This window comes from Corynebacterium sp. (assembly GCF_030532965.1).
GTDB lineage: Bacteria > Actinomycetota > Actinomycetes > Mycobacteriales > Mycobacteriaceae > Corynebacterium.
The window spans coordinates 1-14,613 of sequence record NZ_JAUNKC010000028.1; the positions used below are offsets into that span (position 1 = coordinate 1).

Annotated in this window: 18 protein-coding genes; 7 read left to right on the forward strand and 11 right to left on the reverse strand. The window is 54.4% G+C overall.

Features of this window, described 5'->3' with window-relative positions; translation table 11 throughout:
• Positions 1-47: 47 nt before the first annotated feature.
• Together Q4D85_RS11480 and Q4D85_RS11485 are read right to left on the reverse strand one after the other, a co-directional pair.
• Positions 48-467, reverse strand: coding sequence for an NADAR family protein (locus tag Q4D85_RS11480; RefSeq protein WP_303200560.1), 420 nt, complete (start codon positions 465-467; stop codon positions 48-50).
• The gene (locus tag Q4D85_RS11485) at positions 467-1,621 is read right to left on the reverse strand and encodes a hypothetical protein (protein ID WP_303200563.1); all 1,155 of its coding nucleotides are present in this window, start codon (positions 1,619-1,621) and stop codon (positions 467-469) included. Before Q4D85_RS11485 ends, Q4D85_RS11480 begins: the two co-directional genes overlap by 1 nt.
• A 23-nt stretch (positions 1,622-1,644) precedes the next feature.
• Between Q4D85_RS11485 and Q4D85_RS11490 the strand changes: the two genes are divergently transcribed.
• A complete protein-coding gene (locus tag Q4D85_RS11490) occupies positions 1,645-2,400 on the forward strand; it encodes a hypothetical protein (protein WP_303200566.1) in 756 nt (251 codons plus the stop codon).
• Here Q4D85_RS11490 and Q4D85_RS11495 read toward each other — a convergent pair.
• Positions 2,377-3,033 (reverse strand): hypothetical protein, encoded by a 657-nt coding sequence (locus tag Q4D85_RS11495; protein WP_303200568.1) that lies wholly within the window; start codon positions 3,031-3,033, stop codon positions 2,377-2,379. The two genes, Q4D85_RS11490 and Q4D85_RS11495, sit on opposite strands and share 24 nt — an antisense overlap.
• A 126-nt stretch (positions 3,034-3,159) precedes the next feature.
• Between Q4D85_RS11495 and Q4D85_RS11500 the strand changes: the two genes are divergently transcribed.
• The 3 genes from Q4D85_RS11500 to Q4D85_RS11510 all read left to right on the forward strand — a co-directional run bounded on the left by Q4D85_RS11500 (position 3,160) and on the right by Q4D85_RS11510 (position 5,589).
• Positions 3,160-3,894 carry a hypothetical protein gene (locus Q4D85_RS11500; RefSeq protein ID WP_303200569.1) on the forward strand — a complete coding sequence of 245 codons (735 nt, stop codon included), beginning with the start codon at positions 3,160-3,162 and terminating at the stop codon, positions 3,892-3,894.
• Positions 3,895-3,969: 75 nt separating this feature from the next.
• Positions 3,970-5,091, forward strand: coding sequence for an ImmA/IrrE family metallo-endopeptidase (locus Q4D85_RS11505; RefSeq protein WP_303200570.1), 1,122 nt, complete (start codon positions 3,970-3,972; stop codon positions 5,089-5,091).
• Positions 5,092-5,103: 12 nt separating this feature from the next.
• Positions 5,104-5,589 carry a DUF4411 family protein gene (locus Q4D85_RS11510; RefSeq protein WP_303200572.1) on the forward strand — a complete coding sequence of 162 codons (486 nt, stop codon included), beginning with the start codon at positions 5,104-5,106 and terminating at the stop codon, positions 5,587-5,589.
• A 43-nt stretch (positions 5,590-5,632) separates the two neighbouring features.
• Here Q4D85_RS11510 and glf read toward each other — a convergent pair whose 3' ends face one another.
• Positions 5,633-6,796 (reverse strand): UDP-galactopyranose mutase, encoded by a 1,164-nt coding sequence (gene glf, locus Q4D85_RS11515; protein ID WP_303200575.1) that lies wholly within the window; start codon positions 6,794-6,796, stop codon positions 5,633-5,635.
• A 323-nt stretch (positions 6,797-7,119) separates the two neighbouring features.
• Between glf and Q4D85_RS11520 the strand changes: the two genes are divergently transcribed.
• The 3 genes from Q4D85_RS11520 (at position 7,120) to Q4D85_RS11530 (ending at position 11,375) form a co-directional block, all read left to right on the forward strand.
• Positions 7,120-9,033 carry an N-acetylmuramoyl-L-alanine amidase gene (locus Q4D85_RS11520; RefSeq protein ID WP_303200577.1) on the forward strand — a complete coding sequence of 638 codons (1,914 nt, stop codon included), beginning with the start codon at positions 7,120-7,122 and terminating at the stop codon, positions 9,031-9,033.
• Positions 9,034-9,394: 361 nt separating this feature from the next.
• The gene (locus Q4D85_RS11525; RefSeq protein ID WP_303200579.1) at positions 9,395-10,438 is read left to right on the forward strand and encodes a DNA cytosine methyltransferase; all 1,044 of its coding nucleotides are present in this window, start codon (positions 9,395-9,397) and stop codon (positions 10,436-10,438) included.
• A gap of 7 nt (positions 10,439-10,445) precedes the next feature.
• Positions 10,446-11,375 carry a NaeI family type II restriction endonuclease gene (locus Q4D85_RS11530; protein WP_303200581.1) on the forward strand — a complete coding sequence of 310 codons (930 nt, stop codon included), beginning with the start codon at positions 10,446-10,448 and terminating at the stop codon, positions 11,373-11,375.
• Between the two features lie 34 nt (positions 11,376-11,409).
• Here the strand turns inward: Q4D85_RS11530 and Q4D85_RS11535 are convergent, their stop codons facing one another.
• The 7 genes from Q4D85_RS11535 to Q4D85_RS11565 are packed head-to-tail and all read right to left on the reverse strand — an operon-like array spanning position 11,410 to position 14,583.
• Positions 11,410-11,748 (reverse strand): transcriptional regulator, encoded by a 339-nt coding sequence (locus Q4D85_RS11535; RefSeq protein ID WP_303200583.1) that lies wholly within the window; start codon positions 11,746-11,748, stop codon positions 11,410-11,412.
• Positions 11,735-12,220, reverse strand: coding sequence for an Asp23/Gls24 family envelope stress response protein (locus Q4D85_RS11540; protein WP_303200585.1), 486 nt, complete (start codon positions 12,218-12,220; stop codon positions 11,735-11,737). The genes Q4D85_RS11535 and Q4D85_RS11540 overlap by 14 nt, the downstream gene beginning before the upstream one ends.
• Positions 12,217-12,807 carry an RNA polymerase sigma factor gene (locus Q4D85_RS11545; protein WP_303200587.1) on the reverse strand — a complete coding sequence of 197 codons (591 nt, stop codon included), beginning with the start codon at positions 12,805-12,807 and terminating at the stop codon, positions 12,217-12,219. Before Q4D85_RS11545 ends, Q4D85_RS11540 begins: the two co-directional genes overlap by 4 nt.
• On the reverse strand, positions 12,804-13,430 hold the full coding sequence (locus Q4D85_RS11550) for a hypothetical protein (protein ID WP_303200589.1): 627 nt from the start codon (positions 13,428-13,430) through the stop codon (positions 12,804-12,806). Before Q4D85_RS11550 ends, Q4D85_RS11545 begins: the two co-directional genes overlap by 4 nt.
• A gap of 33 nt (positions 13,431-13,463) precedes the next feature.
• Entirely contained in the window at positions 13,464-14,009 is a 546-nt protein-coding gene (locus tag Q4D85_RS11555; protein WP_303200590.1) for a DUF6286 domain-containing protein, read from the reverse strand.
• Entirely contained in the window at positions 14,006-14,401 is a 396-nt protein-coding gene (locus Q4D85_RS11560; RefSeq protein WP_303200591.1) for an Asp23/Gls24 family envelope stress response protein, read from the reverse strand. The genes Q4D85_RS11555 and Q4D85_RS11560 overlap by 4 nt, the downstream gene beginning before the upstream one ends.
• Before the next feature lie 5 nt (positions 14,402-14,406).
• The gene (locus Q4D85_RS11565; protein ID WP_303200592.1) at positions 14,407-14,583 is read right to left on the reverse strand and encodes a hypothetical protein; all 177 of its coding nucleotides are present in this window, start codon (positions 14,581-14,583) and stop codon (positions 14,407-14,409) included.
• Positions 14,584-14,613: the final 30 nt, after the last annotated feature.

Genomic DNA, 14,613 nt, shown 5'->3' on the forward strand with positions numbered 1-14,613 from the left:
ACCAAACAACATTCACCCACAAAATCTAAGCTTTTGAAATGAGACCACTATACTTCCATCAAGATGTTTCCAAGCCGGTTAAGCCCGCTGCCGTCCCCGCCGTCGCCCCAGTAGAAGTCCTTGCCGGTATGTTCGACCAATGTGGCGTCGCCGGTGGCAAGGAGTTCCGCCGCGATGTCCGGGTTCTGGCTAAACTTCGCCCATACGGCGTCATACATGATGGAGTCCTTCACCGATTCCCAGTCCGAACGTAGTGGTTTCTTCCGGTCGCGCCCGGCGCGCGCTGCCGCCGATGGCGACTGGCATAGCCGGATCTCACGTTGGATTTTGGGATCGTGGAATTTCATGGCCTGGAAGTAATGTTCCGAGGTAGCCCACCGTAATCCGTCGATGTAGAACTGGTATCTGGCGAAGTTTGAAAGGAAGCCGTAGGGGTCGTTATTGCTGTAAAAGTAGATCGTTGACATTAGTTATCCCAATTTCGTAGCGCGGTTAAAATGATTGGGTCGGGGGAATTGAGCTCGGCAAGCGAGTGGTAAAGCTGGTCCCCGACTTCGATGGCGTAGGTATCCGAGCAGGTGCGCAACACGGTGATGGTGTTGTGGGTGACTCGGTAGTCTTCATCACTGAAGGGTTCTAAGTATAGGTCACGATAGGTGCCGCGAAGGGTGATTTCGCCTGCCCAGAGGTAGGAATTTCCGGTAATCACGCCGGTGCCGGTTATTTCAGAAAAGGCGATGGTGCTGTTTCCGGCGATCGTGATGTCGCCGTTGATGGTGGATTGGGTGACGGTGGCGTCGTCGCAAAGCGTGACGTGCGGGCCAAGCCACGCGCCGTCGGCAAGGCGGGGTCGCCCGGCGCGGGTGTGCGTTCCGGGGACCCAGCCGCCGCGCGCGCCGGTGTCGCTGTGTTGGATTTGGTAGACAACGGTGCCGTCGGGAAGCGTGCGGGTGGTGTCGGTGAGCACGTAATGCTGCTTTTCGACGTCCCCAGGTTGCGGCCGATCATACGATGCCATGTAGAACTGCTCGCGGCTGCGAATGGTGGTGGTTCCGGTTACCAGGCAATAGCTGATGTCGGGCAGCCCTGTAATGGTGGCTTGATCGCGCACTGTGGTCGAGTAAATGTCGGCGAAACCGCCGACTGTGGCGTTGCCGTAGATCGTTGCGGATTCGACGGTGCACTGCTCATGCACGCGCGCGTGCCCCATGACGCCGGAGTAGCCGGTCACCCGAGCGTGACCGGCGATGGTTGCGTGCCCGCTGACCTGCGACTGGCCGTACACCCGGGCTTGTTCCGTCACGTGCGCATTGCCGAATACTTCGGCGGCACCATACACCCTCGCATTGTCTGTGACCTGCGCGGAACCGTAAACACGACAATTGCCATATACCCGGGCGGAACCTGTGATGCGGGCGTTTCCATACACTTCGGCGTCGTCAGCAATCCACGCATTATCTGCGATTCGTGGCTCGCCGGAATCGGTGTGAGTTGAGCTCACCCAGCCCCCGACATCCCCTTTGGAAACAAAGCGGGCGGGAATATCACGAGTGGCACGGATGCGAAACAACTGGACGCCGTGTGCGTTGGTTTTTGTTTCGTCAAACAGCTCAAAGTTCACGCTTTGTAATTTAATATAAACGCATGTACGAAATCTCCAGTTTAGAGCCGTTTTTCACCCCATTCCCCGAAGCCCGCGACGTGTTCGCCGGAAACGATGCAGACATCGCCCGCGCCGCAGAACACCTGTTGCCACTGCTGACCATTGATCTGGAAGCCTACGACCCAGAATTTGCCGGGCTGAAAGTCCACATGCTCAGCCCAATCGAACCTTACGAGGGACTGGTCGGGGAAAACTCCGAGGACTATCACAACTACTATTTGCGGGAAAACTGGTTTGGTTTCCGGCTCACTGAGGACAATAAATACGAATTCCTCGGCGACTGGCGCTACTTCGAAGCCGAAAACCCCGAGTCCGCGCTCATGACCGGCACTATGCGGGATGACTTCATTAAACACCGCGACGAACTACGGGAATCTTATGCAGCCCGGAAACAGTACTTTGAAAAGTACAACCAGCTCGTATGGGTTGACACAATCGCGGATATCGAAAAAGCACACGCGAAGCCCAACGTGCGTAAGTACCTTGAGTCTTGGAAGGAACCAGCAGGTTTTGCGAATTGGACATCGCTTGCCACCATACCGATGAACGAGGAACCCTACGTTGATGAAGATGGGTTCGAAGATACCGCCCACTATCCACTCTCTGAGTCGGGCAACCAGTTCTATCTGATAGCAGAAACCGCTGGCCACAACTATGCTGCCCACGGCGCAGACAGCATCCTGCTGTTCTTCGAACCGAAAGAACGCCTCGTGCTATTCACCTTCGATTGGTCGTAACTGCAGCACGGCGGTTTGGGCTTCGCGGAGAAGGTCGCGGTCGGATTCTGGCATGGATTCTAAAAATTCGGGCTGTGATAGTGCTGCCTGTCCGGTTATGGTCCGATACACCGCCGCCTGATCACCGGAGGAGAAAACAAGCGTGTGATAGTGGTGCGGTTGCCGTATATCAGCGTTGTCCAGGCGCCCGACTACCGTGATTGATGTAGCAATGACGGAATGCCCGGTGATGGTTCCAGCGCCATCGACCGCGCAGCTTTCGATCGTGGTGGTTCCGGCCACCACAACATTCCCCGATACCCGGGACGAGCCGGAGACTGTGGCGTCGTCAGTAATTCGCGCACTGCCGCTAATTCGCGCGGTTCCAGAGACTTCCGCGCAGCAATCCACGACGGCGGTGCCAGCAACTATCGCCGAATCCTGGACGGAGGCCATGTCATAGACTTCGGCTTCGTCCGCGATCCACGCTGTTGGCGCGATGCACTCAGGAAATGCCACGTTCCCGCACCAACCGCCTAATTCGCCCGCAGTTATCCCGTGTTCCGGGATGTCCCGGGCGGCACGAATGCGATACACCCATTCGCAATCCGCTGTGAGTTTCTTCGCGTTAGTTAATTCAACGTGGGAGGTCATGGCCGGTTCAACTTTCGGCGAGATGGAGAAAGAAAAATTCCTCCCCTATAGTGCCATACGCTGCGCAATCACGAACTATCATTGGGTGACGGTGTCGGCAGGTCTTAGTAAGAAGGATGGAAAACAGTGATTGACGTAGCTAATCTGGAACCATTTCTCACCCCTTTTCCTCAGCCAAGCGACGTGTTCGCCGGAACGAAAGACGAAATCGATCGCGCCGCGCGCCTCCTCTTGCCGCTGGTTTCCATTGATTTAGCGGCTTTCGACCCCACGTATTCCGGCACGATCCATGTTGTCTGCCCAGTCGAGCCTTATGAGTGCATCCTTGGGGAAGGCACCGATGAGTTTCATTCCCGCTACGCATGCGATGATTGGATCGGGTTTCAGCTTAACGACGACAACACGTACTCGTTCCTCGGCGATTGGCAGTATTTCCAGGCCGAACACCCCACCCATGCATTGAAAACAACGGAGGAATTCCGCCAGTTTTATGCCGATGCCCATGCCGCTTACCAGTTACGGAAGACATGTTTTGCTGAAACTGGGACTTTGAAATATGTGCGTGAAGAAAGCGACAGCCATGCCGAACCCCCTGCCAGTGGCGAGCCACAGTTTATCTCGCAGTGGGCAGGGCTACCGCCTAACGGGAATTGGGAAGGCAACGATACGTATCCGCTGATTGAGGTAGAGACTGATTCCGAGACGGGTGTTTCTTATTACCCGCTTACCGAGGATGGCCGCATGTTTCAGTTCATCGCTTCGGTGGATTCTTTCAGCTATGTAGATTTTTCGTGGCAGGAAATCCTCACGTTTTTCGATCCAAAAGATCGGATCGTTTTATTTACGTTTGAACGCTCCTAACTTTCACAATTGCTTCGGTTGAACGAACTATGATGGGGAATTACCGCCACATCGTTCGAAGAAAGGAGTTGCCACATGACGATCCGTGTTGCTGTAGCACCGCCTGTTCTCACGTGGGCCATTTCACGAACTGATAAATCTGTCGAAGAATTGAAGGCTATTTCTGAGTTTCGACGCATTGAGCAATGGCTGAGTGGTGGAGTTTCCCCTACTTTTAAACAGGCTGAAAAATTAGCTAGTGAAGCCAGTATTCCGTTTGGGTATCTCCTCCTTGAAGAACCCGTAGACGACATGCCGCAGATCCCCGATTTCCGTACTCTTCAGGGAAGACAAAGGCGGCAATTTAGCACTAATTTGGAAACTACGCTGAATGATTGCATACGTCGCTTAGCATGGTATGTGGAATTCGCCCAAGACAATTCCATCGAACCGCCAGAGTTCGTCGGAAGTTTCACGCTTACATCTGACCCTGTTGCTGCTGCATTGAAGTTTCGGGATTTGTTTTCTTGGCCACCAACTGAACCATTCAAAGGTCGCAAAGCTGTTGCCGTATTGGCCGATATTTTAGAGAACAATGGCATTATCGTGATGCGCAGCTCAGTAGTTCATAACCATAATCAGCGGAAACTAGACGTTGCGGAGTTTCGTGGTTTTTCCTTAATTCAGGATGGTTTTCCATTAATCTTCGTGAACACATCCGATGCAAATTCGGCTCAGCTTTTCAGCCTAGCGCATGAGCTCGGGCATATTCTGCTAGCAAAACCAGGCATATCCAACAACAACGATCACCATGACGTGGAACGTTGGTGTAATAAATTTGCTGCGGAATTACTTGTCCCGACTGAGGAGTTGGTTGCACAACTTGCCAAAACCTCCTCCGTGGAATTAGTGCTCTCCTGGGCTACTGATCGTTACAGGGTCAGTTCTGAAGTGATCCTTTGGCATTTGGTTGATGCAGGCAAGATCACCCGTAACCAGGCTCAACAATATCTTTCAGAACATGCACATTGGGAAAAAGAAGAACGTAAACCAAGTGGTGGAGATTTCTATAAAACGATTCGAACCCAACTTGGAAACCGGTTTGTGGATGCGTTAGGTGAAGCTTTTTCCGACGGTCGCATCACGCAGCGCGATGTTGGGCGTTTTATAGGAACTGAAAAAACACGCGCCCTGACGAGAATCTTCTCTGAAGATTAGCAGGTAACAGACGTGTATCTTGTAGACACCAACATCATCTTCAACGCGTTTAATTACTACCCGCGTTCGGTATTTCCAAGCTATTGGAACGCCTTGGAAGATTTTATTGTTCATGGAAAGTTGCTCTTCCATGAACGCACCAAACAAGAAATTGAAAAAAGATCCGACGATAAATCCGATTGGTTTGCGAAAGTAGTCCCATCAACCTCTATTGTCACGATCAATGAGACTGAAATTGCCAACTATGCGGAGCTGACCAAGTGGGCGAGATTTCAGCGGAGACCTGCATACACAACGGTGGCGGTGCAAGAATTTTTGAATGTTGCAGACTCATGGCTTGTTGCAAGTGCACGAGCCAGAAGTCTCATCATTGTGACAAATGAGACTTCGAAACCTAACGACGTTAATCGAATCAAAATTCCCGACGCAGCCAGTGCACTAGGAATTAACTCGATAACTGGTATCGAGCTCTTCCAGCGAGAAGGTATCCAATTTTAAACATTGCCTCACCCGCTATCCCAGCGGCAACGCATCTAACCGCCTACGTCAGCTCGTCGACAAGCTTGTTATCGAACATGCTTAACGCAGATGCGATCGCCATGTGCATGTCCAGGTACTGGTAGGTGCCGAGGCGGCCGCCGAAGTACACCTTGTTGGTGGCGGTTTCAGCGTCGGCAAGCTCGCGGTATTTCAGCAGCATTTCGCGGTCGGCGGGGGTGTTGATCGGATAGTACGGCTCGTCCCCTTCGTCGGCAAAGCGGGAATACTCCTTCATAATTACCGTCTTATCTTTGGGGTGGCGGTCCTCCCGCTCGGGATGGAAGTGGCGGAACTCGTGGATGCGGGTGTAGGGGAACTCGGCATCGTTGTAGTTCATCACCGGTGTGCCCTGGAAGTCGCCGGTGGGCAGCACCTCAGTTTCGAAGTCGAGGGTGCGCCAACCCAGTTTTCCTTCCGAATAGTTGAAGTAGCGGTCGAGCGGACCGGTGTACACGACGGGGGCGTCGGGGTTTGCGGCGCGGAGTTCGTCGCGGACCTCGAACCAGTCGGTATTAAGGCGTACTTCAATGTTGTCGTGTGCGGCCATGTTCTCCAACCAGGCGGCATAGCCGTCGACAGGCAAGCCCTCGTAGGTGTCGTTGAAGTAGCGGTTGTCGAAGTTGTAGCGCACGGGCAAACGGGTGATGTTGCCTGCGGGCAGTTCCTTGGGGTCCGTCTGCCACTGCTTAGCGGTGTAGTCGCGGATGAATGCCTCGTAGAGGGGGCGGCCGATGAGCGAGATTGCCTTTTCCTCCAGGTTGGTGGCATCTTCGGAATTGATTTCGGAGGCCTGCTCCGCGATCAGTGCGCGTGCCTCGTCGGGGCTGTAGTACTTGCCAAAGAACTGGCAGATCAGCCCCAGCCCCATGGGGAACTGGTAGGCGACGCCGTTATGCATGGCGAAGACGCGGTGCTGGTAGCCGGTGAAGTCAGTGAATTGATTGACGTAGTCCCATACCCGCTTATTAGAGGTATGGAATAGGTGGGCGCCGTACTTGTGAATCTCAATGCCGGTTTCGGGTTCCGCTTCCGAGTAGGCATTGCCACCAAGGTGGTTGCGGCGCTCAACGATGAGCACCTTTTTCCCTAGCTGGGAAGCAGCGCGCTCAGCAACGGTGAGGCCGAAAAGACCGGAGCCAACAACAATCAAGTCAAAGTCACTCATGCTTATCAAGGGTAATGCGCAACCACGAGCAACAGCAATCGCCACACCCGCATAAGTTTTGCTACTTGTGACGAACATCTAGTGGAGTTTTTTAGGGATTCGACACGCCGTTTTAAAAAATATTTTTAACAACAAATATGCAGCTAGGCCCCAGCTTTCACGTAAATCACATTAGTCACACGGCTACCAGATGCTTCATTTGCCCCAGTTGTGGTCTATTGTTATCTCAGATAACTAACCCTAAACTAGAACTTTAAAGTCAGGTTTTCCTTGGTTTAAGGTTCACAGTTCAAGGAACACGATTCACATTAAGGGAGATAAAAGTGAAGCAACGACGTCGCCTCATCGCTGCCCAAAACCGTCGCCCAGTCACCGCATCCATTCTTGCGGCAACACTGGTTGCGAGCGCAGCAGTAGGCATCGGCACATCATCAATCCTGCAAACCCAAAGTGACGGGATTGACCCCATCGACCCAACGATGACCACCGCCAGCCTTGCCGACGGCGAAAACATCGTCGTCGACGACCCCGCCATCGCAGCCCAAGGCGAAGGCGAAGCCGAAGCCGCACGGACCGTCAAGCAGTTCAATCGCGACGAAGAATTCTCACAGTTCGCTATCACCTGGGAAGGCGATAAAGACCTAGCAGCATTCGTTCGCGGCCAGCGCCCAGACGGCACCTGGAGCGAATGGTTCGACACGGAACCGCTTGACTACGGTTCTTCGGACCCGAATGCCCGCCAAGGCACCGACCTGATCTTCGTCGAACCCACCACCGCCGTGCAGGTATCCCTTTCCGGTGTTGACCTGGTAGAAGGCTCCGAAGCTAAAGAACTAGACGTGGTATTCATCGACGGCGGCGAATCCGACGTAGCCGCCAATGGGATCAACTTGACCAGCGATTCCGACGGCCTGCCTAAGGTTATTTCCCGGAAAGGCTGGGGTGCCGACGAGAGCATCCGTTGCTCCAACCCAAGCTTCAGCGATGGCACCGCAGGCATCACCATCCACCACACCGCCGGCTCCAATAACTACACCCGGGAGCAAGCACCAGGCATCATGCGCGGCATTTACAAGTACCACGCACAAAACCTCGGTTGGTGCGACATCGGATACCACGCCCTTGCAGATAAGTTCGGCAACCTTTACGAGGGTCGTTACGGCGGCCTAAATAAGGACATCATCGGTGCTCACGCTGGTGGTTTCAACGAAAACACCTGGGCGATTTCCATGATGGGCAACTATCAAACCGCACAGCCTTCCTCCGAGATGATTCAGGCTGTCGGCGAACTCGCTGGCTGGCGCGCCAAGGTAGCAGGCATTGACCCAACCGGTAAGGGTGCTCACTATTCTGAGGGAACCAAGTACACCCCGTACCCACAGGGAACTCGGGTTGAGCTTCCTAATATCTTCGCTCACCGCGATGTTGGCTTGACCGAATGCCCAGGCGACCACGCCTACGCACAGATGGGAACTATTCGCAATACCGCAAAGGCAAAGTACGATTCTCTTGGCGGAGTAGCTAATTCCAACCCAATTGTCACGCCAGATAGCCCTAATTCAGACTCCACCACGGACAACTCGGGCACTACCGACAATTCCGGAAACACTACCCCATCGCGGCAGAATTCTAACCGGGCTTCCAATGCCGCCACCAATGCGCTTGACCTACTCAAGCAGCTGCAAAATATCGGCAATGCAAACGATCCAAAGGCGAAGGCCACCGCGGCGGTGTCCCTGATCTCGGTCGTGATTGGCATTGCATCCGCATTGGGCATCCTGCCCGGCAGCCTCTCCAAGCTAGGTGATGTCAAGATCATCAACGGCTTGACGCTTTCCTCCATCCCTCCGATGGTGGATAAGGTCGCGGGCTTGTCCTCCGATTCCCCAATTTCGAAGCTGTGGAAGACGCTGTCCCCGATCCTGGGCTCGGCTCGCACCGGTGAAATTCAGTACACCAATGGTTACGGCCAGGACATCACCTACGCGCTGTTCGACAACGGCATCATCATCGGTTCCCCGGAAACCGGCCCCCAGGCGCTGTGGGGTGCGATCGGCGATACCTGGGCTGCACAGGGTCTTGATATGGGACCGCTCGGCCTGCCGCTTAACCAGGAATACCAGGACGGCGACCTGCTCCGCGTGGATTTTGAAGGCGGTTACATCACCTTCGATCCGGCAACCGGTGCCGTCGATGTAAAGACTAACGTCAACGCCGAGGAGGCGCTGGCGGAATAATAAAACTTCCCTGACCGGAAGACCTTGTTATCTCCCTAAAGAACACGAAACCCCGCAGTACTTCTCCCTTATACTGCGGGGTTTCGTTATGCGGTTTTCGCTTTTCGACGTCCCCATGCGTCAAACCAACACACGTTGGCAGTGTTGTTTCGCCTATCACGCACAACCGTGAGCATGCTGTTCCACAATTTTGACGCGCATTTCAGCAAGCTACCCCCACAACAAAAACATTTCGAACAAATGATCCATGTTAGAATTTCATGTTAGACACCTCGTATAGGATGACGGTAGTCATAAACATTGATCTAGGATAAAACCCACGACTCTCCACTCAACCTCAATCCCCGAAAGACATACCACCGTGAAAAACGGTTCTCCACCTCATCGTTTACATTCAATTGAAATCTGCGCAGGAGCTGGCGGACAGGCGCTCGGACTTGAGCGAGCGGGATTCGCACATGCCGCCGTCATCGAAATTGATAGGTGGGCTTCAGAGACTTTACGGTTAAACCGTTCGCATGACGGCCCCCACGGACCGTGGCCAATTTTCGAACTAGACATTCATGATTTCGACAGCACACCCTATCGAAATAAGATTGACTTGTTCGCTGGCGGAGTCCCCTGCCCGCCGTTTTCCATTGCTGGAAAGCAACTAGGTGCAGCTGATGAACGCGATTTATTCCCTCGTGCACTTGAGTTGATTCGAGAGATTAATCCACGAGCAGTGATGCTTGAAAACGTCAAAGGCCTCGCTCAGAAACGTTTTGATGCTTATCGGCAACAGATAATCGATGAACTCAGGTCGCTTGGCTACACGGTTTTTTGGAAACTGTTATTCGCATCTGATTTCGGTGTCCCCCAGCTACGGCCGCGTTTTATCCTTGTGGCATTAAAGAATGAGTATGCTGCATTTTTCCAATGGCCTGAAAAACAAATCGAACCACCAACGGTTGGAGAAGCATTGGAAGATTTAATGTCGGCAAACGGATGGCTAGGAGCGAAGCATTGGGCGACCCAAGCCAATTCCATCGCGCCTACCATTGTCGGCGGGTCAAAGAAGCATGGCGGCGCAGATGTTGGCCCCTCCAGAGCACGTGAGGCCTGGCGTAAGCTCGGAGTAAAAGGAAGCTCAATTGCTGAAGAGGCCCCCGGAAGAGATTTTCCCGTTGGGGATTCTGAAAACTTACCGCGATTGACAGTGCCCATGGGTGGTGTCATTCAGGGTTTTCCACCCGAATGGCAGTGGGCGGGCGGAAAAACCGCTCAATGGCGTCAAGTAGGTAATGCTTTTCCGCCACCAGTGGCGGAAGCCATTGGCCACGCAATCCATAACGCATTAACAAAAACGAGTATCACTATTCCTGATAACATCAATACCCAAATTCCAATATCAATCCCGGTATGAGGAAAATGTGACTTCTGGTTATCCACTCACACCCGACGACGTGAGTATCACCCTCGCGCAGCGTTTGAGAAATTTTGATCCCGCAGGTGAAAAGTGCCGCAACGCGATTCGAAAAGCTTTAGACCACATCTACGATGGTCAGCGTACTGGTCGTTTCAGTATTGATCAGGTTTCTAAAACGGAAGCAACCCACTTGGGAACCATGGTGGAGATTTACCTAAGGCGAGCACTTGACGGGTTTTTGGGCGACGGCGAAACAATGGATTTTTCCGTAGCCGGTATCGATGTGGATTGTAAGTTTTCCAAAAATCGTTTTGGGTGGATGATTCCAACCGAAACGGTGGGCAATTACGCCATGGTTATCCACGCGAATGATTATGAGTGCTACTGGCATCTCGGCTTCGTCTATGTAACCGAAGATATTTTGACCAAAGGTGGAAATCGCGACCGCAAACGCAGCATCGCTAAACAGGGACGCGACGCGATTGCGTGGTGCTGGCAGGAGTATACGCTTCCGGAGAATACCCTGCTCACCTTACCCACAGAAGCTGTCGCACGAATAACATCTCATAAGCATGGAACTCAACGCATCAACGAATTGTTCCGTGTTGCACAGCGACGAATACTCACCCGAAATGTCATCGCAACCGTTGCACAACAGGCTGACTACATGAAGCGAGTCCGCGCGAATGGTGGTGCGCGAACCACGTTGGCCCCCGAGGGCATAATCATCCTCGGGGGCGATTACCTGAACCAACAAAAGATTGCGCAAGCTCTCGGAATCAGCGTCCCAGAGAAAGGTGAAATGATTTCTGTACGGGTTAGCTCCAACTGTGACTCAAGCACTCACAACACAGTTTCGCTTGGTGCAAAACTATGGCGGGTGGCAACCGACACCGACCCCATTGAGCATGCCCCGACTATTCCCACCACCTAATTATTGCGGCATTACCAGCGCATAGAAGAAGCAACTAGCTCGATAGCGACTTTACTTTCACGGTCACCACACATTCGTCGGAGTTTGTGGTGACCGAGGCTGCGGATTGACGAAGAACCTTATGCACGGCTTGTTGAATATCGCTGACAATCTCGGTGACAGGGCGGGAATCATCAATGCCCACCTCGATGGTGACGGCCGAGGAATCGTCGTCAAGCAAAATCCCGTAGCGGCTACTGCCGTCGTCTTCACCGCTAACGCGCGCACCCCACACCCGCAGGGCGCTGGTAATTCCAGGTTCAATACCGCGAACGCCTGGAACGCTAGTGACTACCTTCACCAATTCGGAGGCTAATGCATTAGAAGTCGTCATCGTGAAGATCCTCAATGTGAATATCAACGTCAGGGGCGAAATTAAGGTTATCGCGGCACGCGTCACGCACGGTTTTCCGTACCCGCGCGGCGAGTTCAGCGTAGTTTTTCGCCGTCACGTGGACACTGATCCGGCAGCGAATCCGTGTTGGTTGACCATAGCCGCGGTGGTTTTCCGGCGCTTCGGAATACTCGAAAGATGAACATAACGCACTGACCAGCGGAACGGTTTCCACTGATCGCCGCACAAGTGTGCGTAGCGACAGTTCCGTCATTGTGTAGGGGCCATGCTCGGTGGGCGGCATGTGAACCTCGGCGCCGTGTCGGGCATTGGCGCGTACTGCTTCCATGACGGAGTCGAACACTCGACTGGAGGGACGTACCGATTCATCGTTGTCCGCGTCCATTAAATCCCATTCATCGTGCAGGGATTTGATCAATTGGAGGTACCGGCCGGTGGCTTCGTCGCTCATTTCCACTCCTCCATCCGTTGCATGATGAGTGTTCGGGCGCGGGCTATCCGGCCACGAGCCGTCGACTCGGTGATGTTTAGGGTTTGTGCGATCTCCTTATAGGACATGCTTTCAACCTCTCGGAGCGCCCAGCATGCGCGTAGCTCGGGGCTCACGGTGGATAGGACATCAGCGAGAGCCATGATTTGCGCATTGACTTCGCTGGTGCGGGCGGGATCAGCCTGGTTGCTACCGGCACTTCCGGCGTGCACACTGGTACCTTTCTGGCCAGCCAACTCTTCGAAATTTGTTGGGTCGTGCGGGTCTGTGCCGTGGCTGCTGTGGCGTCGAATAGTGCTGGTTGCTTGGTTCGTGCAGATTTTTAACAACCAGCCTCGAAACGCTGCGGGTTCGCGCAATAGGTGCAGCCGACGCCATGCTTGGATAAGAGTTTCCTGCACGACGTCTTCGGAATCCTGTCGATTGCCCAAAACCATGTATGACGTGCGGAAAAGCCGCCCTTGATAGCGCCCGATCAATTGCTCGAAGGCAGCCACGTCGCCGTCTTGCGCCTTGAGCACCAGGTGTGTGTCATTTTGTTGGCTCACGCTAACGCTTTCCGACGATGGTCAGTAACCCCCGCGACCGCTTCCGAAGCGGTTCCGCTATTAGGTTTGATAATCACATCAACCTGTTGCGGCGCGGCACCCAGCGAAGCGGTGATGTCGTCGGCAAGTCGACGTCGTAACGCAGCGACAGCCCACGAAACTTGAGCTTCCTGGCTAATCTTGGCGCTTGCCTGCAACCAGATGCTTTGCGACGATCCCGCCACCCACACCGAACAACCAGAAACGCCCGGCAGTTCCTCAGCACGCTCCGCCAAGGCCCGTGCCAACACGTTCGGATCGACCGTGGCCATGAGGGTGCCGTCGGTGTCGATCAACCGCAGTGGCGCGGTGCGTGCTTTACGTGGAATTTGGGAGATTAGCATCATAATGCCAACGATGAGCGCTATGAGTGACAACACAATAGCGGCAGGTAGAAGCCACGTACCGGTGCCGCTTAGCAGCGCACCAATCCGGGTGTGCGGATTTGGCAGAATTGGCTGCGCCGTCGGCCATGAAACACCCAGGTTAAGTAAGGTTGCTGCCAACCAGGTCGCCGCCGCGATGGTCAGTAATCCGACGATGGCGAGCACGACCCGGTTTTTGATACCAGAAATGGAACGCATAATCTGTATCCTCCTTTTCTTACGTGCGACTTCTTACGTGCGACGAAGCCGCACCCGGGGCCGAATGCCCGCGGCAGGTTTAAGCTGTAGTAACGCGTCTTCGGCGGCTGCCTGCACTGCGGAATGCAGTGGCTCAGTATTGCCAAGCACGCTGCCAACCCGCAGGTCGGCGCGGCGTCGACTAGCAGTTACTTTTACCGAATCCACGCCGTCTACTTGCTCCACCCGATGTTGGATCAGCGACGCAAGATCCCGGCGGGTCATCACGGTTTCGCCGGGTATTTCGTCGGCGAGCACCGCGACCCGGCGCGGCTGCCCGGGCCACAGGGCGAGGAGGAGTAGAAGAACACCGATGACGGCCAGGACGCACGCGGCGGTTACGACAGCGGCGGAGGCCAGGTGGGTTGACGCTATCGTCGTCATGGTTGCGTGCGCTTGATGCGGCCACTGACCGGTGACCACGTGCGTTCCGAGTAACCACAGCCCTACGCCGCCTAGCACTACCAGGGCTATTGCTAAGACGGTGGCTGGTATGGTTCGGGATGGTCGCCGAGTGAGGCTCCGGGGGTCGTTGTTCATCGCAGTGCTCCTCTTATTGTGCTGCTGGGATCGATCCAGGAAATCTCGATGTCAATGCGCCCTACTTCTAGCCCGGTGAGTTCTTCCACCCGAGCACGCATGCGGTCACGTAGTTCTTGAACGCTGGAATGGAGCGGCAGGGGGAAGACCATGCCAATGTCCATGCGCAGAACAGCGATGTGTCCGTAGAGGTCGCATTCGACGGTGGGGCGGGAGGAAAAGTCCCGGCGCGCACCGACTCCCATTACTCCACCTGCTGCGGAGCCGACGAAGCGCACCTCAGATGCGGCTTGCTCGGCGATGCGGGCGACTACCCGCGCCGGTATGGTTGTGGTTCCGCGTTGTGTTTCGGGTTGGTACAGTTTTTCTGCAGTTTCGTCACTAATGGTCACGGGCGTCATTGCCTCCAGCGGTCTAGGAGTTCGCGGGTGTCGAGTCGGCCCTCAAGGGCCAGACCCGCTGCCCCTCCGAAAAGGCCGCACAGTGCCACCAGGATGAAGTCCGTGAAGGATCCGAAGGCCAGAATGGTGCCGAGAAACAGTCCGATGAGGATAGTTAGGTGTGTGGTCTTCATGCATACTCCTTGGTTGCCGTGCAGGTTTTC